Genomic DNA, 26257 nt, shown 5'->3' on the forward strand with positions numbered 1-26257 from the left:
GGTTAATTGGTTTTAGACTGTTTTTATTTTTTTTCAGAGTGTTTTATTTTGATTTTGGCCGGTGATGGGAAGGCTGGGTGGAGTGATTGGTTGATTTGAACGGAATAATTAATTAGTCGTCGTTTGATTTTGTATGATTTAATGAGATTTGCAGGATAGAGGTTAGAGTTTTGTTCGGTTGCTTATCAGAAAGAGGATACTTCAATCATGTTTACAGAAATTATAAATCAAAGTCCGAATGGTGGTGTATGAAATAAAAATCCTATTTTTGAAAATCAATAAATACTGACATTTGTCAGACATAGCACACCAATTTGGGGTGGATAAGTCTTACGCGGTCAGACATATATGCAAGTTATGTGCCATTATCCAAAAAAAAATAGAAAACATAATGAATCAAAGAGAATTTACATCGTTAGGATTTATTATAGGATTGACTATTTTGCTTCTAAATGATTTTTATTTAAAAAATCTTTATGGAAATTGGTTCACAGGTAAATTATCTGATTTTGCAGGATTATTTATTTTCCCAATGTTTTGGACAATATTATTTCCCCGTTTTAAAAATAAAATATATTTCACAACACTCATTGTCTTCATTTATTGGAAATCAGAATTTAGCAATTCAATTATTGAATTCATTAATAATTCTAATTATTTAAAAATTCAAAGAGTTGTTGATTTATCTGACTTAATAGCATTGACAATTTTGCCAATTTCTTATTTATATAATCAAAAACACGAAAAATTTTATATTCAAATTAAACCTGTTTTTATTGTAGGTTTAGCTTCATTCGCTTTTATGGCAACGAGTTACAGTACGGATATTAATTATATAAAAAACTATTCCTTCAACTATTCTGTTGAAACTTTAAAAAATAGAATATACTATTTAAAAGGAATCTCAAATCATTATGAAGAACAAAAAGAAGATTATATAACGGATTCTTCGGGGAAATATAAAATTCATAAATTTAATCTTGACACAATTTCATCAACAGAAGTTCCAATTAATAATTTTGTTAAGGACACGATGGATTTGTTTATTTACGAAGATTTTTGTTTTAAAGGTTATAGCGCAAAAATTATAATAAGCGGAAATTCTAAAAAATCAAAATTGCAACTTTTGAGTTTTCATCATTCTTGTCCGAAAGATGAAAAGACTTTGACTAAATGGAATAATGATGAAGAAATATTGTCCGAATCTTTTGAAAAGAATATAATTAAACAATTGAATATTAAATAACGGCACATAACAGCCACTACAACGGATTTGGGCATTTGGCTTAATGGAAAGATGGTTTTGTATTTAGAATGATTTGGCGAATCCGAAAATAGGGCTTAATTTAACCCCAAACCCGCTGTAGTGCCAAGACGTTGTGGTGCATAGTAAAGAACCAAAATACTAACCAATGGAAATACTAATAGTATTATTAGGTATAATTACAGCATTAATAATTTTATATTTTGGATTAGCATTTATTTTAATTCAAATCCGCAGACCAAAATTCAACAATAAAGGCTATACGAAACTTGAAAAAAGACTTTTGGATATTTTTACATCTATGTTTGATCCTAATTTAGCTGACAAAATCAAGATGCAAATTGAATACTTCGAAAATAAACGTAAATGGAGGAAGTATTGGGAGAAGAGTATGTCAATAGACCTATATGGAGATAAAAAAATGTCGCCTAACTTAAAATACCCAAGACGAGATGAAAGTAAAATTGCAACGATTAGATTTAAAGTAAACGAAGAAAAATACAGCATTGAGTTTAATAGTTATGACGGTAGGATTTGGGGATGGAAAATAAGACCTAATCCCAAGGGAATTCAAAAAACAGACAATATTGAAGTAATTAGCAAAAAGATTTACAATGATCTAAATGAGAAAGTTGTAATTAGTATTGAAAAAACAGAATTCAAGACAATTCCAAATTTTGATGGCGTGATTGGAGAAGTTTCAAAAGTGAAACCAATTAAAACTGCATTTAATCCGTTAATTCCACAGCAAATTGAGATATTTAAGCGGAAAATTGACACGGTACTTCCAAATGGTTATATAAAAATCATTGAGCAGACTGAGGGCTTGGAATTTGATGATTTTCGAATTTCAGGAATTTCTGAAATGCAGAGAACCGGATTAGATGATGGAGATTATTTTCATTTAGTTGAATTTGACGATGGAATAATTGCCGTAAAAGAAAATGATAAAAATGGAGAACTTTATTTTTGCCATTTTTCGGGTGGATTGACTGATAAATTAGGAACAGATTTCGACAAAATATTAAAAGAACGAACTACATAACTACGCACCACAACAGCCACTACAACGGATTTGGGCATTAGGCTTAATGGAAAGATGGTTTTGTATTTGGGATGATTTACTTCGTCTGTTGGCTATCGCTCGGGTGGCTAATCCGAAAATAGGCTTAATTAAGAGATTTAATCAGTAAACATTGCTTCCCGAAATAGTCAGCACATGAGGTGTTCGTATTGACGGACAGCAATGGCCGTCATTTTCTGCGTACTCTAATAGTTCAACATGAATATGACCGTTGGTGATTTTATCAAATTGAAACAAAGTTTCAGGCTCATATCCTGCTATAACCTTAACATCATAGCCGCTGTTTTGGTACAGAGTCAAACCCTGTCCTACAATAGCGTTTCCACCGTCCTTAGGAACCAGGCTGAAATAAACGGCAACATCTTCAATGCCGTCACCGGTAAAGTCCCCTGTGTAGGACTGCTGAAGATCAAATTCCGCATCGTGGGAGGTTAAGATTTTAGGCAGGTATTTTCTGAACTGCTTCTCTGCAAGCCTAACGGCATCATTTGTTGTTATTTTAGGTCTGTCTGCCTGCATTTCTTTAAGAGAAAGTTCTTTCTCTTTCAGCAGCAGTTCTTTCTCCTTAAGTTCCAGTTCTTTTTCTTTATTTGAATTGTTGCAGCCTGCCAGGACTACAGATAGAAGTAGGGTTAGACTGAATTTGATTTTTAGGTTCATGGTATGAAATGGTTAATTTCCGTTAGGTTTTGGTTAATAGCAGTGGACTTGTATTTAAGCATGTTTGGAACTAAATTAAGGCATTATTTGGTTTTAGCAACCTTTCATATATAAAAAAATCAATATTCATTAATCCGGCTGACGTGGTATGGTTCTTTGTTTGTTTGTTTGTTTGTTTGTTTGTTTGTTTGTTTGTTTGTTTGTTTGTTTGTTTGTTTGTTTCTTTCTGAGTTAGTTAGTTTTTCTTTTTTTCTCAGAATGTTTTAATTTTGATTTTGGCCGGTGAATGGGAGGATGGTTGGAGTGATCAGTTGATTTGAATGGGAGGATTATTTAATCGTAGTTTGATTTCTTAAGATTTAATAAGATTTGCCAGATGCGGGTTATAGTTCTGTTCCCGCTCATTATAGTTCCAAGAGCACAGAAACTTATAGTAATGTTAGTACGAAAAGTATTAAGTAAATAAAAAGCACGTATAGTGATTTATGAAATAAAAATCCTATTTTTGAAAATATATAACACTGACATTTGTCAGACTTAGCAACCCATTTTAGGGTAGATAAGTCGGACATCGTCAGACATATAAACGAGTTAGGGGACATACAACCAAAAAAACTAAAATTCAGATATGACAATTGATCAACAGAATAACGTATTAATACAAATTGAGAATTTACGGAAAATAGATTTAGATAAAAAAATCGCAGAAATTTATCCAGAACAAACAGAAATTGGCAACATCCAAATTTCAAAAATGACAGTTTCTGAATTTTTAAATTTGACTAAAAGGTTATTAAATCAAATTGCTTCTGAATTAAAAAGTGAAAATCGCTTAATTTTGCCATTTACCATTTCTACACCCGAACTTGGTCAATTTAATTTAGATCAAACTGTAAATGAACTTAATTCACAAATTAGTAATAAACAATTAACTAGTGCTGAAAATTCATTAATGAAATTAGCCCAATATTCATTACAAAATGGATTCTATGATAAAGCAAAATATAAAATTCATCCGATTGACAGTTTAAAATTAGAAAAACAAAAAGAAAATCTTGATATAATTGCAGCAAATTATGAACAATTGAGAATTAAATATGAAAATTTGATACGTGAATTAGAAATTACAAAATCAACTTTAAATGACTTTTATTCTCAAAAACAAACTGAATTACAACAAATAACGAATAATTTAGATACAACTAATTCTCACAACACTCAAATCCAGAATTTACTTACTCAATCTTCTCAATCACAAACAAAAGTACTCACACTTTCAGAACAAGCTGAAAAAGAAAAAAATAAAATTGATTTATTAAAAACTGAAATTGATAAAACCTACTTAGAATTAAAAAACAACTCAAATTCTTTAATTTCTGAACTCGAAGATTCAGACAAAAATTTCAAAACAAAATTTACAATTTTTACAGAAAAATTGAATTTCATTGAAGGTAAAACAAAATATTTTGACGAAAGAAATGAATATTTAAACAATCTAATAGGAAGAGAAGTTGGCGCATCATTATTTGAAACTTTTAAACAACGAAAAGTAGAATTAAATTCTCCTCTAAACTTTTGGAAATGGAGTGTTGCATTTATGTCTATCTTAACGTTCGTAATAATTTTATCAATATTTACAAACTTTTTTGGTTTATTCGGTGCAATAAGCACAGAATTACATTGGGAAAATATTCTTGTAAATACTTTAAAATCTTCACCATTTTTCTTCCTATTATATTATACAATTGCTCAATATAATAAAGAACGAAATTTTCAAGAAGAATATGCATTTAAATCTGCTTCAGCATTAACAATAAAAGCTTATGCAGATATTATTAATGATTTAGAGAAAAAAGACGACTTAATATTAAAAGCTGTCTATGGTTTATATCGCAGTCCGATTTATAGTAAATTAAAATCAACAAAAGAGGTGAATTCTGCCTTAGATATGATCGGCGAAATCGTAAATAAAGGAACAGAAATATTTACAAAAAAATAAGTACGATCGCCCCAACACACGCTACAAGCAATTTGGGCATTTGGCTTAATTTGAAATTGGTTTTGTATTTGGAAGATTTGGCAAATCCAAAGAATGGTCTTAATTTAGGCCCAAACTGCTTATAGCGCGGGAACGTTACTGGAGACTTGTGCCAAAATTACGCAGATATAAACATAGTATAAAACATATGATAGATGAAAAAAGTACAAAATGAAAATGATTTCGTTTCGTGGGTGTTAATTGATTCTTTAGGTAAATTAAGATTTAGTAAAAGTAGTTACTATTATATAGTAGTTGTACCGATAATTGTGAAAGCACTAGACAAAGTAACTAGTCCTTTAATTCTCAACTTAGGAGAAAGTGAACTTTCAATAAATATTGATCTACCGTTTAGTTGGTATTTATTCTATTTTGGTGCAGTTGCAATAGCAATTGGATCACTTTTATATCAAATATTTTGCCCAGAAATAATTAAAAGTTACAAAAATTACGGTGAGTTTTTATCTTCAGGAGAATCTAATAACTATCTTGATAGAGTTGCAAGTAAATATAAGATTCATAATCTCTATTTTGCTTTCATTGGTCAACCATATTTAGAGCAAAAAGTCAAAGAGCCAATTAAAGTTCCTTCAATGTCAAGGTTCGAAGAACCTAGGACTGAAGAACGTGAAAAAGTAGTTGACTATAAACACAACATAAAATATCAGGAGGATCGAAAAGAGGCATTTAATCAACTTCACGATAAAGTGAAATTCAGCAATAAGAATTTGCGATATATTTCCTTCTCTCTTTATATGTTAGGTTTTGCTGCGTTTGGTTGGGTCATTATTCAAAACATATACTATGTAGTGAAACATCTGTTGTAGTATTGATAATTAGTAGTAATAACCTGTTGCTAAAAGGTACAACAATAAAACCAATTAAAAAATAAGCATTTGCTTCCACAGAAAGCAGAAAAAACAGAAGCGTGAAAATTGAATTTTGAAAAGCAGAAGCGTGAAAAATTTGCGGTTTAATCGTAATTTCGATAAAACAAGCCTCCAGTAACCGCCACTACAACGGATTTGGGCAATTGGCTTAATGGAATGTTGGTTTTGTATTTGGGATGATTTACTTCGTCTGTTCGCTATCGCTTGAGTGGCAAATCCGAATAATAGGGTTAATTTAGTCCCAAACCCGCTGTAGTGCCAGAACGTTACTGAAGACTTGTGCCGAAATTACGCAGATGAAAACAATCAGAAAATAAGCATTGGTTTCCGCAAAAAAGTTTACAAAGCAGAAGCGTGAAAATTGGAATGTGCCAACAGAAACTTGAAAAGTAGAAATTAAAAATAAACTAAATATCAAAAAATGAGCATAATTTTAATTTTTTTGCCATTATTATTTCAAATTATTTTTGGCAGAAAAGCTATTGGTGGAGATATTAAATTAAGCTTTGGAACAGTTTGTTTAATTAGTTTTTTAGGCCAAATCCTATCAACCATTTTGGAGTTTAACATAATTCTATCTAATCTTCAAAAAAACAATAATTTTTGTGGATTACCATTAGTTGGACTTATAACGGTTTCTTTATTTCTTACTTTCATCTTAATTATAACAATATTTATTCAAGACCGAATTAGAAAGTCATATGGCTATGTTGAAGAAATTGATGCTAAAGATGATGATGAATATGAAAAGTATCTAGAAGATGAAGAAGATGATACCTTTTAAGAATAAGACACGGAAAATTATAATTTAAAAAGCAGAAACTTGAAACTTGAAATCTGCAAAACCGAAGCGTGAAAAATTTGCGGTTTAATCGTAATTTCGACAAAAACAAGCCTCCAGTAACACACGCTATAAGCAATTTGGGGATTTGGATTAATGGAAAGATTGGTTTGTATTTGGAAGATTTGGCAAATCCGAATAATGGGCTTAATTTAGTCCTAAACTACTTGTAGCGCCAGAACGTTATAGGCAATTGTCAGCAAAAACGTGAAATAAACTTGAATAATGAAAAATGAATATTAGAAAAAACAAAGCTTTAATTATTATGATTTCACTTTTCTTGATTTTGATTTTCTCTGGTACCATTGGACATTATTACTATTTAAATCAAGACTATTCACAAAAGTTTATTTTTCTAGTAACCAAAAAAGAAATTAATGCAAAGGGGAACTGTGATTTGTTTGATAAAAACAATAGTAAGTTACCATTAAAAAGCTTTATGTTTTATCAGAGTCAAGTTTATGAAGGAGATAGTTTAGTGAAGAAAGCTAATTCATATTTTGTATACGTTTACAGAAAAAGAAATTGGCGTGACTATGGAAGTGATGAATCATATTTTGTTGCTGAAAAAATTAATCTGAATTGAAAAATAAAAATTGTAACTGCCTATAACAGCCACTCCTGTGTATTTGGGCAATAGGCTTAATGGAAAGTTGGTTTTCTATTTAGTATAATTCGGCAAATCCGAAGATAAGGCTTAATTTAGTCCCAAACCCTCTGTAGTATCAGAATGTTGGCAGTAATTTTATGAAAAATCAAATAACAACAATATTTTTATTTCTAATTATCCTCACTTCTTGTAACAAAAAGCAAGAAGAAAAAGTAATGTCGTTAAGTAAATTACAAAATGAAAAAACATATAAATATTTAGATAGTTTGCCAAAAAATCTAGAATTGGTTTATCGTCTTGATTTATCAGAAAACGATCTGATTACAATTCCGAAAATAATCTTCAAACTGTCTAATCTACAAGAATTAAATCTTTCCGTAAATAATTTAACAGAACTTAATCATTTAGAAGAACTGCAAAACCTCCAAATTTTAAATATTGGAATGAATAATTTTAAAATATTTCCAATTGAAATCACTAAACTTAAAAAACTTAAAATGCTAGATATTTGGTGGAATGACATTAGAACTTTTCCGGAGGCATTTTATGAAAATAATGTAAACATCGAAGAGCTCGACTTAACAAGTATGTTTGAATTTGACTTTACAAACAACCTATCAAAGATTCATCGATTTAAAAATCTTAGACAACTAAATCTAGGTAATAATCAAATTAAGAATTTAAATATAGAATTTGATAAACTTTCTAATTTAGAAACATTTGGATATATTAGACAAGATAAAATTGATGCTAAAAGTATTATTTTACAGCTTTCTAAATGTAAAAAACTTAAAACTATTCATTTAAGTGTTAACCATATGAAAGTACTTCCAAATGAAATTTCATTGCTTGATAATTTAGAAGAGTTAAACTTATATGAAAATGAATTGACAAATCTTCCTGATAATTTGCTTAAAATGAAGCGACTAAAATCAATTACATTAGTGGATAATAAAATTGATAAAAAAATAATTTTGGACTTTGAAACAAAAATGCCAAAGACAACTTTTATATACTAACGAAAAAACTACTGTCAACAGCCATTACAACGGATTGGTTCTCTACTGGGCACGAGCGTCTCGTTCGTAAACGAAATGAGACATTGACAAACATGTCAAACCAAAAAAGCTTCAGATTTCTCTGAAGCTTTTTGTCTTAGTAGCGGGAACAGGACTCGAACCTGTGACCTTCGGGTTATGAGCCCGACGAGCTGCCTACTGCTCTATCCCGCGATGTTTCGGGTGCAAAGATAAGCACTAAATACGGTTATGCAAAGAAAATTATGAATTATTTTTAAATTGAGATGTTTTTGTGGTAAATGCTTAAATTATAGTCTTTTAAATGTGTAGAATGTAAAGCTTACATTTTATAGTCTAATAATTCTATATAAGGATCTCCTTTTAAACCTAATAAAAAAGCAAAAGCATGCTCGGTTTTGTAGCCATTTTGTTTGAGCTTGATGATCTCTAATCTAAAATTTTTGCCTTTCGATTGTAGAATTTCATGTTCGATGATCATGTGTTTGTATCCGTTTTGATCTTTGGTCGGAATGTTTTGTCCAAAGACTTCAATTTCAAAATTATCTATTTTGAAGTTGGCAATAATAGATTCCTTATTATCAATGATTGCCTCTCTGATGCTGAAATCATTTTCTTTTTCGAAAACTGAATTTAGTTTTTCTGTAAAATCGGTTTTGTTTTTCCAATAGCAAATAATATCCAAATCACTGTTTTCAATATCAATGTCGATAGGAATTGTTCCAACAAGAATAGCATCAAATTCAGCAAGATTCAATAAAATCTTATTTCGGGTTAAGATTTCAAATGCCTGTAGTTGTTTTTGATTTCCGTTTTTTAAATATTCAATAGTGCCAAAGTCTATCATTGCTGTAATTTTAATCAAAAATCTAAAATAGAATTTTTACTTATTCCTTGATATAATTCTTTTCTTCTTTAATCTCAGCCTCAATTCTTTTATTAATATTGATTTTAGCTTTTGTAAAAACAAAAATAGTGGTTTTGTACTCGCGTGCGTATTTATTGGTTATTTCGCCTGCAATAGTAGCTGTTTGAAAATACGGACTTGTTTCTTTAAATTCAGTGCTGTTTTCTTCGTGATTTTTAATTCGGATGAGGTTTTTATACTGAATGTTAAGATCAAACCAATTGACATAATCAGCATTAAAAGAAACCGCTTTTATTCCTTTTTTAGAATAATAATTGATGGCACCTGCTTGTCCGTAATTATCGCAAAGCACTAAGGTTTCTTTTTTGTTTGGGATTAGGGCATAAACCGAATCTGTTTTTCGGGCGAGCTCTTTCCATCCCAGCATGTCGGCAAAATCTTGTGGTAAATCATGATCTTTTCCGTCTTCCCAGCGAAGCATTCCTAGCTTTTTATATTTTTCAGGATTTTTTATAAAATATTCCGGGCTTTTATTGGGAAAAGACAGATTGTACATCGGAATAAAAAATAATAACGGGATGATAATAAATACTGTTTTTAAGTAACGTTTCCAGCCTGTTTGCAGTATTTGCGAAAGAAAAACAGCACCAAAAGCAATGTAAACAGGATATAAGCCAACTGCATAATAGGCTTTGGCCTTAAAATACATAAAGATGACAAGCGTAAAAATTAGCGATGCAAAAAAGAATTTGAATCTGGCAAAAGGTTTGTAAAACAGCAAAGCATACAAAGCCGCAATGATAACAAAGAAAGAACCTATAAAAAACAATACTTGTTCTTTTAGAAATCCCGTTCGATCTACATTCACCAATTGTGTTGCTGACAATTCTTTCATATGATGTACAATAGGAAAATGATTGTTGTATTGCCATAAAATGTTTGGAAGTATTAAAAGCAATCCCGTAATCAGCGCCAAATAAAGTTTTTTCTCTGTGAATACTTTTCTCTGACTTGATAGCAATAGGGCAGGTAAGAGGCCAATGAGTAAAAACAGAATGTTGTATTTATTTAAAAAACCTAAAGCAAATACGATAGCGCTTATAAAAAGCCATTTAGGTTTTTCTGTTGAAGAGTATTGAATCATAGTATAATAAAATCCCGTCCAGCACAATACATCTAAAGAGTTGGGTTGATACAGCATATTAATTCGTAATAATGATGAAAATACAATACAGCTTGCGCCTAAAACAAGCGCATATAAATTGCCTTTTAAAACCTCGATAGTTTTCCAGACTATTAAAAGTGTTACAGCACCAAAAAGGGCAGGGAAGAACCGGACCCAAAAAACACCATTACCCAGTAGAAATATAATATAAGAAATCCAGGACGTTACGGGCGGAACCGATAAATAACCCCAGGCCAAATGATGCGCCTGATCGAGATGTAAATATTCATCGCGCTGCAAATCATATTCAGGACTTATTAGTACATATTGCAAAACAAATTTTAGAAGGATAAATCCAATCAGGATTATTGCTTTTTTACTCATGAAGATTTGGTTTGTAGTTGGTTAATGGTAAAGCTAATATATCATTTATTTTGCATCTCGAATAAGAACATTTATTATTGTAAATGTTACAAAATAAAAAAGCTCCAGATTTCTCTGAAGCTATTATCAAAAATTCAATATCGTGATTGAAGTTCCTATTGGAATTTGGAATTTTACTTTTGTTTGGAATTTTAGAAAAATTTATTCCTCTAATGCCTCTTCAAATTCCATGTGGTCGATTTTTTCAACTTCGACAGGCTTAGAAGCTTTTAGTTTGTTGAATCTTTCTAATTGTTCTGTTTCTCCTTCTTCACCGCTGAAATAAGGGAAAACATCCATAATTGGAGATTCTGAAACTGCCGGGATCGAATATTCTCCCATCGTGCTTTGCATTACATGAAGCGTATTGTCGTAAGCTTCTCTTACATCATTTGCCTGCACTAACAAATACATATTCGATTTTCTTTCTTTACCGCTTTCTTCATCATAAGCCATTAATGAAACTTTCGATTTAAACCAACGATCTGCATTTTCAAAAGGATGAATTTCGGCATAATTGGCCACTTTTATATTTGTGATTTTAAATTCTTCACTAATATAAGCCGCCATCTCTTCATTGATTCTTTTTTCGGCTTCGGTATAGGATAAAGCATCAACCAAATAAGGTTCGGTTAAAACTTTTTGTCCTCCGGTTTCGTCAGTCTTTCTATATTTTACTTTGCATTCGTACCAAGTTGCGCTCATCTCTATTAATTTTTAAGGATGCCAAAGATAGATTTTACAGGAAAAAAAAGGCTGAATTCCTGAAATAGATATTCACAATTTTATATAATTTTATGTAATGTATTGAAAGTTTGGTCTTTATGTTTTAAATTGATTACATAAGTTTTTAGTTTAAAGGTAAAGCCGTTTTTTAGAATGTTACTAAAATAAGGTTAAACCAAAACTCCATCCAACCCATCCTGTTATTCCGTTGCCATTGTCTTTTATCACATTATAACGTTTGGTTCGATTTTGAACAAAAGTTGAATTATTGATTTCCGGGCTGTTTTTATCTCTTCTTTCTGAGGAATAAAGATTAAAAGAAGGTCCTGCAGATAATGCTACACCTTTGAATACACGAAAGGTAAGCGGAGAATCGAATTTATATACAAAATTATATCGGTCCCAATTTCCTAAATAAAGATATTGAATGCTGATTTCGGGATTATAAGTAAGACGATTTCCTAACAGGATATTTTTTCCTAACCCAAACCCAAAAGAAGTTAGTTTTTCTTCGTTAGTTCTTTCGCTTTTTCCTGCCATCAAAATAGTGTACAGTTTATTATCTCCTGTTTTTATGGCTAAATTAATATCCGAAATTTCATTGCGTGTCACACTAACTTTTTGATAACCATCTTTTTTAAAGTTTAATAATCCAAAACTATAACCTGATGGTGAGCCCGTAATATTAATTAATCCAATCTGGAGTCCGTCTAATTCTTTGGCATAATTTAATCCCGCGATTTGCATCCCGCGGACTTTTTGATGTCCTGCATTATAAATACCTGAAATTTGCAATCCGTTTTGGGAGCCGTTTACATTATTATAAATAGCTGCGATTTGAATGCCTTTAGCATCCAGCTGAACATGGTTGTAAATGCCGGATATTTGCAAGCCTATCTGCGAACCTTTTACGCTGTTATGAATGCCGCTCATTTGCAAACCGTTAAGATCTCCAAATACATTATTATAGATTCCGGCCAACTGAACTCCTTTTACAGATCCTCCCACAGTATTAAATAAACCTGCCATTTGTAAAGCATGAACATTCATACGGTTGATATTATACAGTCCGGCCATTTCGACCCCGCGAACCCCGCCGGTATATCCTCCTAATAGGTTTAAGGAGAAACTACTGTTAATTTGCGAATTCATCATACCGCGCGTACTCAAACTGGGAATTAAAGAAGCTTGTACGGGAACTTCGGATATAAGGCCTCCAAGGTTGAGGGATTGTATTTTTTGTCTCGAAGAAATAAAGAAACGTCCAATTCCCGTTCTTTCAACTGCAGAAAAATCGCCATCAACATAATCTTCATTTGATTTTTTGGCACCCATCTGGATCTTAATTTCCGAAAGAAAAATAGTGGTTATGGTTTTATAATTTTCTTTTACAACAGTCAGCTCGATGGTTTGGGGGATATTTTTTAGTTTTAATTCAAAAAAACCATCCTTATCTGTTAGCGTAGATTGTAAAGCGTTCCGTTCGTAAACACTGGCATTTTCTATACGTTTGTTGGTTTGTACATCCGTAATGTAACCATTTACAACCTGATGTTCGCCCACAACGCTGTTTTTTTCTAAAACAAGTGCCAGTTCTAAGGGAGCATAACGCAGAATAATAAACCCTTTTGATTCTTTATATTCATATTTGTTTTTTAATAATTGATCAAGAACTTCTTTTACGGTAGATTGATCAGCATGAATGCTTACAAGGCTGTCTTTTGCGACTAACTTACTGTAATAAGCAAAGCGAAAATTCCCTTTTTGTTCCATTATTTCCAGAATCTTGCCTAATGGTTTTTTATCTGCCTGAACAGAGATTGGAGTATCCAGCATAGATTGGGCACGGGCACTAAAAAAAGGAGCTGAAAAAAGTATAAATAAAATCGATATAAGAGTAAACCTTGAATTACTAAGCATATAAAGGGAATTAATCTAAAAGAATTTGATTGTTTTTACGTTCAATTTCGATCATAAACGTCTCCTGAATTACTTCTAATATCTGATCTAATGACTGGTCTTTAAATACTGTTGTTATTGGTTTTTTCTGTAGTTCGGTTTTCTTTATAATGATATTTGTATCGTATATTTCGTTGAGCGCATCCACTAATTCCTGCAGTGGAGTCTCGTCGCAAACAAGTTCTTTATTACGGTAATAATTGTATAGTTTGCCTTTGCTGACACTTTTTAGTAATTGTGATTGCAAATTGGCAATGATTACTTTCTCGCCATGTCTTAATTCTACCTGATCTTTGTTTTTGCTTACTTTTACAATTCCTGTTTCGACATCTACAGTTGTTTTTCCGTTTTTGTTTTTGACATTAAAAGAAGTTCCTACCACTTGTACCGTAACATCATTAATAGTAATAATAAAAGGTTTTGTTTTATCTGGAGCAACATTAAAAAAAGCTTCACCTTTTAAGACAACTGGACGTGTCTTGCCTCTAAATTTACTGCTATAAGACAATGATGAGTTTTTGTTTAAAGTAACCGTTGTTCCATCTGGTAAAGTATCATTTAAAGTAGTATTTGTAGCCTGTATCTCAAGTGTTGTATTTGCTGATTTATTTTCGAAATAAGAATACCCCAACCATCCTAAAGTGCTGATAAGCAATATAGAGGCGGCAATGCGCAACCAATAAAAAGAAGATTTTTTCAGCGTATGCACGGGAACATCTTTTTCATGCATGCGATTATGCAGCCGTTTCCAGGCAGCATCTTCATCGATGTGGGTGTTTTTGGCAGCAATTACAAGGCTGTCTTCCCATATTTTCTTAAAACCGTTGTAATAGTTTTGGTTTTTTTTATCGGCTTTAAGCCAAATTTCTACTGTTGCATTTTCGTCAGCATCAGTTTCGCCAACTAGATATTTCACTAGTAAATCATCGTTCATATTCATATTGTTTTGGCTCATCATCTTCGGATTAAATGTAAAAAGGACAGGAGAAAAGGAAGATATTCAACCAATTTAGATCGTAATACTTTCAGGGCTTTTCCCATTTGATTTTCGACCGTTTTGACCGAAATATTCAATTGATCGGCAATTTGCTGATATTTAAGCTGCTCAAAACGACTCATTTGAAAAATAGTCCGGCATTGCTGCGGCAATTCGTTTATTGCTTTCTGAATATCATTTTCGAGTTCAGATGCGATCATTTGGTTGGATGCATCTTGATTGGAGGATTCCATATTGCCTGAATACTGAAGTTGAAAAGAGTTTTTTATTTTTAGGTGTTTAAGATAGTTCAGACTTTCATTATGAACCGCTCTGTAGAGATATGCCTTTAATGAATCATTAATTTGTAATTGATCTCTTTTTTCCCAAATCTTAAAAAATACATTTTGCACAATCTCTTCGGCAATGCTATCATCTTTCATAAAAGTGTAGGCAAAGGCATGAAGGTTTCTAAAATACATTTTAAAAACCTTTTCAAAAGCAGCTTCATTTCCGTTCTTTATAAATCTGACAGGATCGCTATTGCTATATTCCACTAATACGTTTTGACATTCAATCAAAGATAGATACTTTTTATATTTAATAACTCACTGGGTTAATTACTTCGTTTGTTCTCTTTACTCTACGCATAAAAAATTAAACACATAGAAACATAGATTTTTTTGTGCTGAAAAGGAAACAAAAAGAAATACATTTCTTTCACATAGAGAGTTATGTGTATTTTAAATAAGTGAAACGCCTTTTTACGTAAAGAAAAGCTATGTTTCTATGTGTTGAAAATATTTGCATTTGGAGGATTATTTAATGTTATTTTTTTGATTAATTACAAGATGGATTAGGCTGGTAATGCACCCTGTTGTGACTGGCCAATAACGCAATAAAAGCATCAATAGTAGTATTCATATCAATATCAGTATTTAAACTGAATTCGTAACTATGAACAATACAGCTATGATCGGAAAGATAAGTAAAAGATACTCCTTTATCTGTTTCTGTCGCGACCATTTTGTTGTTTATGGTTTTTATACAATTATCTTTTCGGCTAAAGTATTCGAAAAGCTGTTGCTGAAATTGTTGGTGTTTTTTTTGACTTCTTCGCATGATACTGGTAATTGAGGTTGAATAGTTTCTTTTTGTACTTTCTTTTTGGCAATAGCATCCGGACTGGCAAAAATGTAATACATCTTTTTTCGAAAACCAGTTGCCTTTCTCACATCTCTAATAATGTCCTGAAACTCATGAATGTTGAGGTATAACGGATTGAGTTTGCTTTTAAGTGGACTCGTAATGCCATAGCGGGGTTTTTCTTCTTCGTACTGAAAGGAATTGAATAAGTGGTCCCAAATCATAAAAGTGGCTCCAAAGTTTTTATCGAGATATTTTTCCTGGCTTCCGTGATGTACACGATGATTAGATGGCGTTCCAAAATGTTTTTCGATAAAAGGATGCAGCTTTCCAATGGCTTCTGTATGGACCCAAAACTGGTACAATACACTTAACTGATTGGCAATAAAAAACACTACAGGATGAAAACCGGCAAAAATCAACGGGATAAAAAATACAATTTTAGCATACTGAAACCAGCTTTGTCTAAAACTTACAGTAAGATTATACTGTTCAGCCGAATGATGCACAACATGGGTTGCCCAGAAAAAACGGCAATAATGAGAAATTCTGTGCGTCCAGTAAGAACTAAAATCATAGATTATAAAACACGGGATCAGGCTCCACCAATTAAATTCTATACGATAAGGCACCAGATTATAAATGCCAACAACAGCATAAAGCAAACCGGTTTTCATTAATAAATTGACCGTTAGATTACCCAAACCTATAAGTACAGATCCTAAAGTCTCTTTTTTGTCGTATTCTTTTTTTTCTAAGAAATAAAAAACAACAAATTCGAGCACGGTAAAAAATAATACAACGGGCAGCGCATATACAATTAAGTTTGGGGCACTTTTTTCTATTTCGAGAATTTTCCCCATTGCAATAGGTTCTGCACCAAAGAAAGTAAGTTTAGCAAACAGGTGATTGATGATTTTGATCATGATGATTGTTTTAGATTGAATTATGCGATTTGAATATTGATTGTAAATAAGGAATGATGCAGCTCGACTTTCTGGCATACACCGTTCAGGAAATGATAATCATTATAATTTCCGTCAGGTAATACGATGCGATAGGAGTGAGTGTTTGTTTTTTTGATGACCAGAAATTGCTGAAAACTATCAGAGTAAACCTGATTTTCGCCTACTGGTTCTTTACTGTAGAGTAGCATCAGGTTATAATCGATATAGTTTTGTTTAATTTGTCCCTTTTTATTTTCAGCTAAAGTTTTGTAACCCGAATCTATAAGTTGGGTTGTTTTATTGGCTTTTTCTTTTCCGTTTACGTGGCGCTTTACGTAAGAAGATATTAATTTTCCATTTTTAAAATGCGAACCTTCTTCGGTTTTGATATCAATACCAAAAATCAACCGGGTTTTTACTTCCGATGAAATTTTCAAAAAAACATCATCATTATTAGTCTTTTGAGAAAACTGCATTTGTCCAATCACAGTGCCATTACGAAGCACATTATAGTTCACTGTTTTTTCCTGCGCCTGAGAATTTATTGTAAAAAGAAAAAAGAGAACAGTCAATTTTGTTTGTTCAGAAATTATTAGAAAACTAAATTTTCCGGATTCAATAGCGGTGATTTTTTGTAAAAACCAAAATAATAATGCGACAGTGATAATGGGTATCATAAGGCAATTTGAGATTAAGAGCTCATAATTTGTGCTCTTGTTATTGTAGTAATACAACTGAATCACATTTTACCCCTACGTCGTTTTTTTATTTTTTTTTTAAATTATTTTGAATGGTTTTAAAATTCTTAAACAGAAAAATATTTTCAGAAAAACGGAGGTGTTTTTGGAATAAAATAATTTTTAATTTTATGAAGTTCTTATTGGTAGTTTTACAGCTGTCTTTGAGTAAGTTGCAACGTAAATGAGGAGAAAGGTTGTTATCTTTTAGAAGGCAAAATTCTAGGATCAAAATCAAGAATAAAATACCCTATTATTGCATAAGATAATTTTTATAAAGTAAATAACTTAGTTTTTTTATTCAGCCACTATTTAAAAAGCACTACTATTTTGAAAAAAACATGTATAATTTCCTTAATTATTTTAATGAATATTGTGTTTACCCATCAGGCACTGGGACAAAAACAGATACAATATAAAACCTTTAATCAAAATGATTTTGAAAAAAATGTCGTGTTTAATAACGTATACAATATCTGGGAAAATAATAGAAGTAATTGGTTTTCAGTATCAAAAGATAGTGCTACAACCGCTTATTTTGTAGACAGCAGGAAGTACAAAGGAATTATTAATTACGGGATAACATTCAAGAGTAAAAATTTTAGGAATTTTAGTTTTGTAGAACATTTATCGGTATGTTTTTTAAAAATAGAAATAAGTAAGTGTAATTATAACCCAAAAGATAGTATTGCAGAAATAGAAGGCTTTGTGAGCGGAAATAATGATTGGGGGAATAATACCTTCATAAAAACAAAAAAAATAAGAAGCTATGTCGATCTATTTCTTGGAGAAAAAACCGATACGATAAGAGTTTGTTATTTGGGCAAAACATTCAACAAAGATAGTGTAGAGGTAAAGCTGGGTAATAAAGAGGCAAATGAGTTTACTGTTCTGGATACGTTTCCTGCTTTTTATTTTAAAAATCATCAGTACTACAAAACAAATTTGGGAGACAAACAATCTTTTAAAATAAGAGGAAAGGTGACTAAAAATTCGCTTCTTGCTTTTGGTTCATTTGCAACATATTCGGCTATTTTTGATGTAGGTGCAATGATTTTTGATCCAGAGAAAAATAAACGAAAAAAAATAATACAAAGAGAGAATTTTGATTGCATTCCCTTAATTAGCAATAATAAACTGATTGCAGATATTGAAAAAGAAAAAACACAAAAAGAAGAAATCAATTATTATAACTATACAAAAAGTGCCGAAAATTATATCCTGAACAGACAGTATGGCAAGGCAAAAGAACAATATAATTTGCTTGCCCAAAATTATCCAACACTATTTGCAAGAGATATTCATAACGCCGTTCGTTGTGCGGTTTTATCAAGGGATTTTAAGAATGCCTTTATGTGGGGCGAAAAACTGGCCTTGAAAGGAATCGAACTGCCTTATTTTAATGCTAAAATTTTTACCGGCCTGCGAAAAAATCCGGAATGGAAAAGTTTTAGTATCAAATACGACTCGGTTTGTAAAAATGCGCAAGGTAAATTCAATTTAAATCTAAAAAAAGAAATAACAAATTTACTCAACGAAGACCAGGCTGATTATGGATTGGAAAATCGAAAGAACCGAAAAACATTATATGAAACCACCGAAAGACTTACCGCTAAACTGATCGATTTATTAAAAAAAGAAGGTTATCCATCCGAAGAAAAAATAGGCAGTTTTACAGTCAAGGATACTGTTTTGGTTTCTTTTCCAGATTTTAATGTTTTAATTATTCACGCTTTGCAACAAAAGCCAGAGAACCTTTCTGCCTTAAATGAACTTCTTGCTAAAAGCAGTAATGCTCTGGAATATGATGGTAAAAGGCAAATTAATAATACAATGGGCGAGGGTTCGTGCTTTCGTATTTATAAAGGTAATTTGTATAGTTCGAAAGGGTGTGGAAGAAATGAACTGGAGATTAGAAGAATAAGTTTTAAATTCAGTAATCCTAACGGATTTATTATGGAATACGGCAATTTTGTAGTCGAAGCACACGACTCTAAATTTCCGGATGAGGTAGATAACGACTATAAACAGAGATACAATTTAATTATGAAACTTACCGATGACTGGGAGTTTTATGAGAAATAAAAACAGGATATCAAAGGCACCAAATAAAAAGAATCGCAAGCAAAACTGATTTTAAAAAATACTGGAACATTGCAAAAGAGATAAAACTGGTACTTCCGGATTGGTAAAAACAGGGTTAGATTTTATGATTGTCTTTCGATCTTAAAATAAGCCATTTCATCTTGATCCCGAATCAAATTATTCAATCGTTCGAATCCTGATTTTTGCAGCACATTTTGCGATCCGGTGTTGTCAATATCAGTTATAGCGACAACTTCTTTTGTATTTGTATTGACAAAACTATATTGAGTGAGAGCCTTGCATACTTCTGTGGCAATACCTTTTCCCCAATATGCCTTGCTAAGCACATACCCAATTTCTATTTGGTTCGTATTGTGTACAAAAATACGGGCAACACACATTCCTATAAAATTATTATTTGTGGTATCGAATATTGCCCAACGACTAAGATTTTTCTTTTCGTAATTTTCAAGTAATTCATTAAACATTTCCGAATATCTTTCCGGTGAAGTGACAGGAAGGTATTGAGTAACCTGATTGTCTTTAAAAAGATCTAAAAATGTTTGTTTTTCCTGAGGTAAAAATTCTCGAATGGTTATTCTCGGGCTTTGATAAAGAGTAGACATGGCTGGCAGTTATTAGGTAAATAATTCAGAGCTTTTTGCTAAAATAGTAGCAGAATTCTGTTTCGTAATTACAGCCAAATTTACAGAAAATAAATAAGTAGAATAATTTTTCTGCTCTCTAAAATATTCCATGATTTTTTATAAAAAGAAAATATTTGGTTGCTTCTATTTCATGAAAGATGAAAAAGCAAATCGATTTAAAAACAAAAAAGCTTCAGATTTCTCTGAAGCTTTTTTTAGTAGCCCGTAGCGGAATCGAACCGCTCTTACATGGATGAAAACCATGCGTCCTAACCGATAGACGAACGGGCCTACTTTGCTATTGCGGGTGCAAAAATACAATCAATTTTAAAATACACAATGATTTTTTCAAAAAACTTTTTTGAGTTACTCTGAAAATAGTACAGTTCCAACTCATCAATCGCAAACAGAATTGAGTTAACTAAAATGTATTTGTTTGATTAATAATTGGTTGTTTAGTAGAAATAAAAGGAAGAAAGAATATTTGGTTCTTCTTTTAATAAAAGAAAAATTTTGAATAAAATTGAAAATGCTATTATGAATTGCATGATATGAAAGAATATTCTTCGTTTTTAAGGGTGAGTTTTTAAAAGCAGCACAAAAAAACATTGTTATCCTAAAAGTTTCTATTAAAATAAAGTATAAATAAAGCTTAGGGAAATGATAAATTGGGTTTAAATAGTATAAACTAAAAACACCATCTTTTTCAAGTGGTGTTTTTGTTTTAATAGCAGGGCTGTACATCCTTAAATCCTTTTTTTTGTGGATTTAAAATGATTAATTCAAAATTTTAGATTCCAGAAAATGATGAGTTAATACACTGATGATAAGTTTTAGAAAAAGAAATAACCAACAGATACCTGAAATACGCTGTTTTTATTTTTAGCAGAAGAATTATCCACATTATTAATATCAGTTAATCCCAGATTATATCTTACACCAAAATTAAGTCCGTTGTCAAGTTTATAGCCTAAGCCAAAATTAACACCAAAATCAAAAGTGTTAAACGAATCTTTTACATTCGTCTTTTCATTTTTTGCAGCAAGTAAAAAACCTATTTGCGGTCCGGCTTCAACGCTCAATCCTTTTGTTAGATAATATTTTCCCATCAAAGGAATGTTCAGGTAACTTAATTCAATTGTATTATCATTGAAACTATATCCCTGACCAGAATACATTAATTCAGGTTGAAAAGAAAATTTTTCAGAAACTGGAATTTCTGATACAACCCCAAAATTAAATGAGGTTACAACATCAATACCTTTGGTATTATCTCCGCTAACAGATGCAAAGTTTAAACCTCCTTTAGCGCCAAATTTAATTTCCTGGGCATTAACATTTGCGAATCCTAAAACTGTAACAACAGCTAGTAATAAAAATTTTTTCATAAAATTTGTTTTGAATTATTTGAATCCAAAATTCGCATAAGAAAAGCTGTAAGAGGTTTCAAAACCTTAAAACTGTATAAATTGGTACCTATTTACTGGTATTTTTATATTCATTTGGTGTTTGAGCCGTAACTTTTTTAAAAGCTTTATAAAAAGTCGTTTTTGAAGTAAATCCCGATTCTAATCCCATTGTCAACAAATTGTAGTTTTCGTATTCAGAATTTAAGATCATTTCCTTTACAGCTTCAACCCGATATTGATTGATGTAGTTGGCAAAGTTATCTCCTGTTATTGTATTTATTATTTGTGAAAGATATCCAGCACTTATCCCTAGTTTTTCAGCAACTTTTTCTCTGTTTAATGTACTATCGGTATAAATGTGCTGCTCCTTGCACAGTATTTCCAGTTTTTGAAAATAAAGATTATCTGCAGTGATAGATTCCTTATATTCTTCGGGCCTGCTATTTTCTACAATTTGCAGATTGGTATAAGAATTAGCTAAATCTTCATTTAAAAAATTGGAGATAGCATCTTTGTTTTTGGCCAGTTTATATTTGTAAATACCTATATAAGCTGTCCAGTGAATGATGAATGTTGCAAATAAAGCCAAAACATTCATACTAGAAGAAATGTCGTAGTCAAGAATTAAGCCGGCTAGAGCAGTAATAAGCCAAACAATTAGCAGTATAGAAACAATTGTCAATAGGGTTATGATCCATTTTTTTTCTTGTGGATCTTTTAAATGTCTTATCAAAAAATAAGAGTAAAGCGGAAGAAATGGGATGAATGTAACGGCTAATGCAAGTTGGATCAGACCAAGTATTTGGATGATAGCGATGCCTGACTCAGGAATAGTATAAATTCGTGCAACATGATCAAGATCATTTATGATGTTAAGCACAGCAGAATAAGCAAATGGAATAAAAAGCAAATAATTTTTTTGTTTACTTTTTCCGGTATTATCAGTCCTTTTTTTAATAAATAGAAATATAAAAGCAGGTATTAGAAATACCCACTCGATGTCGTCTATAAAACGCAGAAGAGGATAGGAGGTAAATACCTGTTGAATATCAAAAACATGAGTCAGTAATTTAATTGAAAGCGTAAATATTAAGAATGCAAGATATTTATTTGAATTACTATTGAATAAGGAAGACTTTAAAATAATCAAACCTAAGACTATTCCCTGGAAAATCGCAATATTTAAAAGTGTTGTATAAATCAATTCTTTAGTATAAAGTTGTTTTTAAATTTTCTTTTAGGATATAGTGGTAATGAATCTTTTTAAGACCTATTTATTTCATATGAATTGACGACGAATTTATAGTAATACTAATAACTTTTTTGATGGGTTAAGAAATGATTAACTAAAATGTGTTATTCGGTTGTATAAAAAAGAACAGAACAAATTTTTTAAGAGTAGGATTTGTAAAGGCTGTTCTAAAATATTTTTGCATTTCTACCTTTTGCAATACTAATCTAAAAGTGGAACTGAAGATATATTCAAGAATTATTAAGTCATCAAAGTAGCAAGATCGCCGTAATTTACCCGCGTTTTAGTACGAAAAGTATTCAATAAATAAAAAGTCCATTGGATGATTTATGAAATAATTATTCTATTTTTGAGAATAAATAAATACTTATATTTGTTAGAGATAGGTGCTAATTTAGGGTAGTTAAGGCTTGCTTTGCCAGGGATATACAAGTTGGCGGTAGTTTTTCAAAATTGGATAAAAATTGGGATAAAATCACCTCTATTAAAGAGTTTCTTAATAAAAATGAAAATCGAGTAAATGAATATTTTAAGAAAAAAAGATGAAATTTTAGCTGCTCTTGGAAATATTAGAGCAATGGAAAGATTACACGTTGATACTCATACTGAAGAGAAGATTAAAAATATTTCAGGTATTAAAATTGCAGAATCAAAACAAGGTCAATTTTGGTTAAACTTTCAGGAATTAAATGGATTTTTATTTATGAATTCTACTATTCTGAGTCATATAAATTTAAAAACATCTCGTGGAGCTAAAATAATTTTACTGACCAAAGAGTATGAAATTGAAATTGACTCAGATGAAATTGAAATTGAATCTGACTTTTCAAATGTTTCCAATACTTGGATAACTAAAGTAAGTTTTGTTATTGACATCAAAGAAAAAGAAATAATTGAAAACAGGAATTTTGAGGAAATTGAATATCAATTTAAAAAAGAAAAACTGAGATTCTTTGCTAAAAATAAAAACCAACTGCTAACATAGATACTACAACGGATTTGGACAAATGGATTAATTTGGAAATGGTTTTGTATTAGGGATGATTTGGCAAAATCCTGAGAATGGGTTTAATTTAGTCCCAAACCCGCTATAATCCCAGAACGTTAACAGCAACCTTAAAACAAAAGTCTACGGACAAATTAAACAACAAAAAAATATTTTGAATTATGAGTATGATAGGAAATTTACTTCGAGTTACGAAATCTGAACTTGAAGATTATTTAAAAGACAGTTCGTTGTTGGAAAACAAAATTTATGATGATGAAACTGAAAACGAAAATTTAGTTGACATTGATAAATCGTGGGATGGCATTATATTTTTATTAACTGGACAAAGTTTTGCAACTGCAGAAAATAATCTAGTAAGAATTTTATTTAGTGGACAACTTATTGACGAAGAACAAGATTTGGGTTATGGACCAGCTCACTATTTAACACCGGAACAAGTTGCTGAATTAAATAATGAAATTTCAACAATTACAATTGCTGACCTAAAACAAAAATTTAATCCTAAAAAAATGAATGAATTAGAGGTTTATCCAACAATTTGGGACGAAGGAGATGATGCATTTGACTATGTTGCTGACGGTTTTTTAACTTTACAAAATGTTTTTGCAGAAGCAACAAAAAACGAAGAAGCAATAATTACGTTTTTAAACTAACAGAAAATGCAGCTGCTAACAGCCACTACAACTGATTTGGGCATTAGGCTTAATTGAGAAATTGGTTTTGTATTAGGGATGATCTGGCAAGTCCGAAGAATGGGTTTAATTTAGTCCCAAACCTGCTGTAGTACCGGAACGTTACCAGCAAGTCTAAAGATAAAAAGAAAGACAACAGATAATAATGAACTACGATTTTTTCGCAGACAAGGCAGACAAATTAAAAGTTCTTGATTTTATTTTCAAGGACACTGATCTACAAGTTTATGACCTAGGCTCACCTTATGGACAAGAGATTTCTCAATACAAAACTGTTGCAGAAATATCTTCAAAGTTTGATCTTGAAATAGACGAATTCGGAACGATATTTCAACTCTGGACGCCACGACATGGAGGCGAACCAATTTTTAGAAAAGTTGACCTTGATCCAAAACGTTGTAACGGACATACGTTTCGTTATGCGACTGATGGTTGGGGACTTATTCAATTGTATTTTGGTGGACTAAAAAACAAAGAGCTTAGACATTCGCACATCGGACATTCTAGCGAAAAGAGAGCATTAATATGGGAAGATATTAATAAGTCAAGTGGCCTTGTTAGTTCTTGGGATTGGAAGGAAATCCAAGTAACTTCGAGAAAATTAAAATATCAAATCCATAACAAACTTGCGACAAGAAAAATCGGAAGTTTTGGAGTTTTATCGGGAGCAAACCAACTTGAAAGACAGGGAATAAAACTGAGATGAAATAACTGCCAACAAAAAGCCCAGCTTATAACAGCTACTACAACGGATTTTGGCAATTGGTTTAATGGAAAGTTGGTTTAATGGAAAGTTGGTTTTGTATTTGGGATGATTTGGTAAATCCGAAGAATGAGCTTAATTTAGTCCGAAACCCACTGTAGTACCTTAACTCTGTATATCATAGACCAAGAACCGCATTAAATTCAATAAAATGAAAAAAATAACTTTTACATTATTTCTATTGTCGATGATGTGCTATTCACAAAATCAAAAGATTGACAGAGAATCTTTCAAATTAGAATTAGTTGCTAATGCTGAGAATAATTATTCTGCTAATATTGCCAAATCTCCCTATTTCGTAAAAGAAAAAGTTCTTCAAATTTATCCTGGGGAAGAATTGAATATAGAAACTGAAATTAAAGGAGATAGTATTTTTTCAATGCGAGTAGTCGAAAAAATTATTTTTCCTGAAAAAACAATAAAACTGAAGTTTTTACAAAATGTAACTGATCGAAATAATACACAAATGCTACTTTCTGTAGTAAATCCTTTTGATAGAAAATTGGTTTATGATGCAATGATATATACTGTTGGCGGAGAGCAATGGTCACCTACAAGTATTATTCCTATTCAACCGAAGTTAGTTGGTTATGAAACTTGGCCAGATGTGATTGCGACAATGGCTCTTGAAAAATGGAGGTTTACAAAATAATTACGGCAGCACGTGCTACTATTTTCTTAATAAAAAAGTAGTAAGTCTAATATTCTATAATTTAGCTTTCGTTAAAAAATCAAGATCTTTATAAACAAATGCCAAAACCAAACAAAAAAGCTTCAAATTTCTGAAGCTTTTTCTCTTAGTAGTTCGCCACGGCGAAGACTCGAACCTGTGTCCGCGGCGGCGGATATAAGTCCGGCGAGCTGAAATTTATCCATAAAAAAAGCTCCAGATTTCTCTGAAGCTTTTTTTCTTAGTAGCGGGAACAGGACACGAAACTGGTACCTTCGGGTTATGAGTCCGACGAGATGCCTACTGAATTATCACACAATGTTTCGTGTGCAAAGTTCCTCCAGTTTTTAATCACTCCA

At 31.5% G+C, this 26257-nt stretch carries 25 protein-coding genes and 2 tRNA genes; 12 read left to right on the plus strand and 15 right to left on the minus strand.

Going from position 1 to position 26257, the window contains the following annotated elements:
• Positions 1 to 391 precede the first annotated feature (391 nt).
• Both FLP_RS01115 and FLP_RS01120 read left to right on the plus strand, forming a co-directional pair.
• Positions 392 to 1246, plus strand: coding sequence for a hypothetical protein (locus FLP_RS01115; protein WP_065447654.1), 855 nt, complete (start codon positions 392 to 394; stop codon positions 1244 to 1246).
• 166 nt (positions 1247 to 1412) lie between these two features.
• Positions 1413 to 2309: a hypothetical protein gene (locus FLP_RS01120; RefSeq protein WP_065447655.1), complete on the plus strand. Its 897-nt coding sequence runs from the start codon at positions 1413 to 1415 to the stop codon at positions 2307 to 2309.
• Positions 2310 to 2450: 141 nt separating this feature from the next.
• Here the strand turns inward: FLP_RS01120 and FLP_RS01125 are convergent, their stop codons facing one another.
• A complete protein-coding gene (locus FLP_RS01125) occupies positions 2451 to 3008 on the minus strand; it encodes a hypothetical protein (protein WP_065447656.1) in 558 nt (185 codons plus the stop codon).
• A 628-nt stretch (positions 3009 to 3636) separates the two neighbouring features.
• Here FLP_RS01125 and FLP_RS01130 point away from each other — a divergent pair.
• The 5 genes from FLP_RS01130 (at position 3637) to FLP_RS01150 (ending at position 8406) form a co-directional block, all read left to right on the plus strand.
• Entirely contained in the window at positions 3637 to 5007 is a 1371-nt protein-coding gene (locus tag FLP_RS01130) for a kinetochore Spc7 family protein (RefSeq protein ID WP_065447657.1), read from the plus strand.
• Between the two features lie 194 nt (positions 5008 to 5201).
• The gene (locus tag FLP_RS01135) at positions 5202 to 5873 is read left to right on the plus strand and encodes a hypothetical protein (protein WP_065447658.1); all 672 of its coding nucleotides are present in this window, start codon (positions 5202 to 5204) and stop codon (positions 5871 to 5873) included.
• A gap of 484 nt (positions 5874 to 6357) precedes the next feature.
• A complete protein-coding gene (locus FLP_RS01140) occupies positions 6358 to 6720 on the plus strand; it encodes a hypothetical protein (RefSeq protein WP_065447659.1) in 363 nt (120 codons plus the stop codon).
• A 289-nt stretch (positions 6721 to 7009) separates the two neighbouring features.
• Positions 7010 to 7363: a hypothetical protein gene (locus tag FLP_RS01145; protein WP_065447660.1), complete on the plus strand. Its 354-nt coding sequence runs from the start codon at positions 7010 to 7012 to the stop codon at positions 7361 to 7363.
• 161 nt (positions 7364 to 7524) lie between these two features.
• A complete protein-coding gene (locus tag FLP_RS01150; RefSeq protein WP_065447661.1) occupies positions 7525 to 8406 on the plus strand; it encodes a leucine-rich repeat domain-containing protein in 882 nt (293 codons plus the stop codon).
• Between the two features lie 140 nt (positions 8407 to 8546).
• Here FLP_RS01150 and FLP_RS01155 read toward each other — a convergent pair.
• The 10 genes from FLP_RS01155 to FLP_RS01200 all read right to left on the minus strand — a co-directional run bounded on the left by FLP_RS01155 (position 8547) and on the right by FLP_RS01200 (position 17311).
• Positions 8547 to 8619, minus strand: a tRNA-Met gene (locus FLP_RS01155).
• Positions 8620 to 8746: 127 nt separating this feature from the next.
• Positions 8747 to 9271 (minus strand): DUF4269 domain-containing protein, encoded by a 525-nt coding sequence (locus tag FLP_RS01160; protein WP_065447662.1) that lies wholly within the window; start codon positions 9269 to 9271, stop codon positions 8747 to 8749.
• 40 nt (positions 9272 to 9311) lie between these two features.
• Complete coding sequence (locus FLP_RS01165; protein ID WP_065447663.1) at positions 9312 to 10841, minus strand: glycosyltransferase family 39 protein; 1530 nt, start codon at positions 10839 to 10841, stop codon at positions 9312 to 9314.
• 201 nt (positions 10842 to 11042) lie between these two features.
• Positions 11043 to 11585, minus strand: a complete 543-nt coding sequence (locus tag FLP_RS01170) for a DUF4494 domain-containing protein (protein WP_065447664.1) — start codon at positions 11583 to 11585, stop codon at positions 11043 to 11045.
• Between the two features lie 180 nt (positions 11586 to 11765).
• Positions 11766 to 13526: an STN and carboxypeptidase regulatory-like domain-containing protein gene (locus tag FLP_RS01175; RefSeq protein ID WP_065447665.1), complete on the minus strand. Its 1761-nt coding sequence runs from the start codon at positions 13524 to 13526 to the stop codon at positions 11766 to 11768.
• A gap of 10 nt (positions 13527 to 13536) precedes the next feature.
• Complete coding sequence (locus FLP_RS01180; protein ID WP_165606633.1) at positions 13537 to 14499, minus strand: FecR family protein; 963 nt, start codon at positions 14497 to 14499, stop codon at positions 13537 to 13539.
• Positions 14500 to 14519: 20 nt separating this feature from the next.
• On the minus strand, positions 14520 to 15122 hold the full coding sequence (locus FLP_RS01185; protein ID WP_243397608.1) for an RNA polymerase sigma-70 factor: 603 nt from the start codon (positions 15120 to 15122) through the stop codon (positions 14520 to 14522).
• 259 nt (positions 15123 to 15381) lie between these two features.
• Positions 15382 to 15567, minus strand: coding sequence for a hypothetical protein (locus tag FLP_RS01190; protein ID WP_065447668.1), 186 nt, complete (start codon positions 15565 to 15567; stop codon positions 15382 to 15384).
• 17 nt (positions 15568 to 15584) lie between these two features.
• A complete protein-coding gene (locus tag FLP_RS01195) occupies positions 15585 to 16613 on the minus strand; it encodes a sterol desaturase family protein (RefSeq protein ID WP_065447669.1) in 1029 nt (342 codons plus the stop codon).
• Positions 16614 to 16633: 20 nt separating this feature from the next.
• Complete coding sequence (locus FLP_RS01200; RefSeq protein ID WP_065447670.1) at positions 16634 to 17311, minus strand: DUF6134 family protein; 678 nt, start codon at positions 17309 to 17311, stop codon at positions 16634 to 16636.
• Between the two features lie 390 nt (positions 17312 to 17701).
• Here FLP_RS01200 and FLP_RS01205 point away from each other — a divergent pair, with 390 nt between their 5' ends.
• The gene (locus FLP_RS01205) at positions 17702 to 19456 is read left to right on the plus strand and encodes a hypothetical protein (protein WP_243397607.1); all 1755 of its coding nucleotides are present in this window, start codon (positions 17702 to 17704) and stop codon (positions 19454 to 19456) included.
• Positions 19457 to 19578: 122 nt separating this feature from the next.
• On the opposite strand, the gene FLP_RS01210 is transcribed toward FLP_RS01205, so the two are convergent.
• The 4 genes from FLP_RS01210 to FLP_RS01225 form a co-directional block, all read right to left on the minus strand.
• Positions 19579 to 20082 carry a GNAT family N-acetyltransferase gene (locus tag FLP_RS01210; protein WP_065447672.1) on the minus strand — a complete coding sequence of 168 codons (504 nt, stop codon included), beginning with the start codon at positions 20080 to 20082 and terminating at the stop codon, positions 19579 to 19581.
• 240 nt (positions 20083 to 20322) lie between these two features.
• Positions 20323 to 20394 (minus strand) — tRNA-Glu (locus tag FLP_RS01215).
• Positions 20395 to 20936: 542 nt separating this feature from the next.
• On the minus strand, positions 20937 to 21491 hold the full coding sequence (locus tag FLP_RS01220; protein WP_065447673.1) for a porin family protein: 555 nt from the start codon (positions 21489 to 21491) through the stop codon (positions 20937 to 20939).
• A gap of 88 nt (positions 21492 to 21579) precedes the next feature.
• Positions 21580 to 22422, minus strand: coding sequence for a helix-turn-helix domain-containing protein (locus tag FLP_RS01225; RefSeq protein ID WP_243397606.1), 843 nt, complete (start codon positions 22420 to 22422; stop codon positions 21580 to 21582).
• Between the two features lie 862 nt (positions 22423 to 23284).
• Between FLP_RS01225 and FLP_RS01230 the strand changes: the two genes are divergently transcribed.
• From FLP_RS01230 to FLP_RS01245, 4 genes are all read left to right on the plus strand, one after another.
• The gene (locus tag FLP_RS01230; protein ID WP_065447675.1) at positions 23285 to 23749 is read left to right on the plus strand and encodes a hypothetical protein; all 465 of its coding nucleotides are present in this window, start codon (positions 23285 to 23287) and stop codon (positions 23747 to 23749) included.
• A 188-nt stretch (positions 23750 to 23937) separates the two neighbouring features.
• Positions 23938 to 24426, plus strand: coding sequence for a YfbM family protein (locus tag FLP_RS01235; RefSeq protein ID WP_083195772.1), 489 nt, complete (start codon positions 23938 to 23940; stop codon positions 24424 to 24426).
• Positions 24427 to 24610: 184 nt separating this feature from the next.
• Entirely contained in the window at positions 24611 to 25171 is a 561-nt protein-coding gene (locus FLP_RS01240) for a hypothetical protein (protein WP_065447677.1), read from the plus strand.
• 208 nt (positions 25172 to 25379) lie between these two features.
• Positions 25380 to 25880 carry a hypothetical protein gene (locus FLP_RS01245; RefSeq protein ID WP_123921635.1) on the plus strand — a complete coding sequence of 167 codons (501 nt, stop codon included), beginning with the start codon at positions 25380 to 25382 and terminating at the stop codon, positions 25878 to 25880.
• Positions 25881 to 26257 lie beyond the last annotated feature (377 nt).

This window comes from Flavobacterium piscis (assembly GCF_001686925.1).
GTDB lineage: Bacteria > Bacteroidota > Bacteroidia > Flavobacteriales > Flavobacteriaceae > Flavobacterium > Flavobacterium piscis.

Bases quoted from the DNA above. Each gene is read 5' to 3' on its own strand.
- FLP_RS01245 (WP_123921635.1), top strand. From the start codon at position 25,380: ATGAAAAAAATAACTTTTACATTATTTCTATTGTCGATGATGTGCTAT.
- FLP_RS01165 (WP_065447663.1), bottom strand. From the start codon at position 10,841: ATGAGTAAAAAAGCAATAATCCTGATTGGATTTATCCTTCTAAAATTT.
- FLP_RS01120 (WP_065447655.1), top strand. From the start codon at position 1,413: ATGGAAATACTAATAGTATTATTAGGTATAATTACAGCATTAATAATT.
- FLP_RS01180 (WP_165606633.1), bottom strand. From the start codon at position 14,499: ATGAACGATGATTTACTAGTGAAATATCTAGTTGGCGAAACTGATGCT.
- FLP_RS01170 (WP_065447664.1), bottom strand. From the start codon at position 11,585: ATGAGCGCAACTTGGTACGAATGCAAAGTAAAATATAGAAAGACTGAC.
- FLP_RS01220 (WP_065447673.1), bottom strand. From the start codon at position 21,491: ATGAAAAAATTTTTATTACTAGCTGTTGTTACAGTTTTAGGATTCGCA.
- FLP_RS01235 (WP_083195772.1), top strand. From the start codon at position 23,938: ATGATAGGAAATTTACTTCGAGTTACGAAATCTGAACTTGAAGATTAT.
- FLP_RS01125 (WP_065447656.1), bottom strand. From the start codon at position 3,008: ATGAACCTAAAAATCAAATTCAGTCTAACCCTACTTCTATCTGTAGTC.
- FLP_RS01130 (WP_065447657.1), top strand. From the start codon at position 3,637: ATGACAATTGATCAACAGAATAACGTATTAATACAAATTGAGAATTTA.
- FLP_RS01115 (WP_065447654.1), top strand. From the start codon at position 392: ATGAATCAAAGAGAATTTACATCGTTAGGATTTATTATAGGATTGACT.
- FLP_RS01190 (WP_065447668.1), bottom strand. From the start codon at position 15,567: ATGGTCGCGACAGAAACAGATAAAGGAGTATCTTTTACTTATCTTTCC.
- FLP_RS01210 (WP_065447672.1), bottom strand. From the start codon at position 20,082: ATGTCTACTCTTTATCAAAGCCCGAGAATAACCATTCGAGAATTTTTA.
- FLP_RS01160 (WP_065447662.1), bottom strand. From the start codon at position 9,271: ATGATAGACTTTGGCACTATTGAATATTTAAAAAACGGAAATCAAAAA.
- FLP_RS01200 (WP_065447670.1), bottom strand. From the start codon at position 17,311: ATGATACCCATTATCACTGTCGCATTATTATTTTGGTTTTTACAAAAA.
- FLP_RS01140 (WP_065447659.1), top strand. From the start codon at position 6,358: ATGAGCATAATTTTAATTTTTTTGCCATTATTATTTCAAATTATTTTT.
- FLP_RS01145 (WP_065447660.1), top strand. From the start codon at position 7,010: ATGAATATTAGAAAAAACAAAGCTTTAATTATTATGATTTCACTTTTC.
- FLP_RS01230 (WP_065447675.1), top strand. From the start codon at position 23,285: ATGAATATTTTAAGAAAAAAAGATGAAATTTTAGCTGCTCTTGGAAAT.
- FLP_RS01135 (WP_065447658.1), top strand. From the start codon at position 5,202: ATGAAAAAAGTACAAAATGAAAATGATTTCGTTTCGTGGGTGTTAATT.
- FLP_RS01175 (WP_065447665.1), bottom strand. From the start codon at position 13,526: ATGCTTAGTAATTCAAGGTTTACTCTTATATCGATTTTATTTATACTT.
- FLP_RS01240 (WP_065447677.1), top strand. From the start codon at position 24,611: ATGAACTACGATTTTTTCGCAGACAAGGCAGACAAATTAAAAGTTCTT.
- FLP_RS01195 (WP_065447669.1), bottom strand. From the start codon at position 16,613: ATGATCAAAATCATCAATCACCTGTTTGCTAAACTTACTTTCTTTGGT.
- FLP_RS01150 (WP_065447661.1), top strand. From the start codon at position 7,525: ATGAAAAATCAAATAACAACAATATTTTTATTTCTAATTATCCTCACT.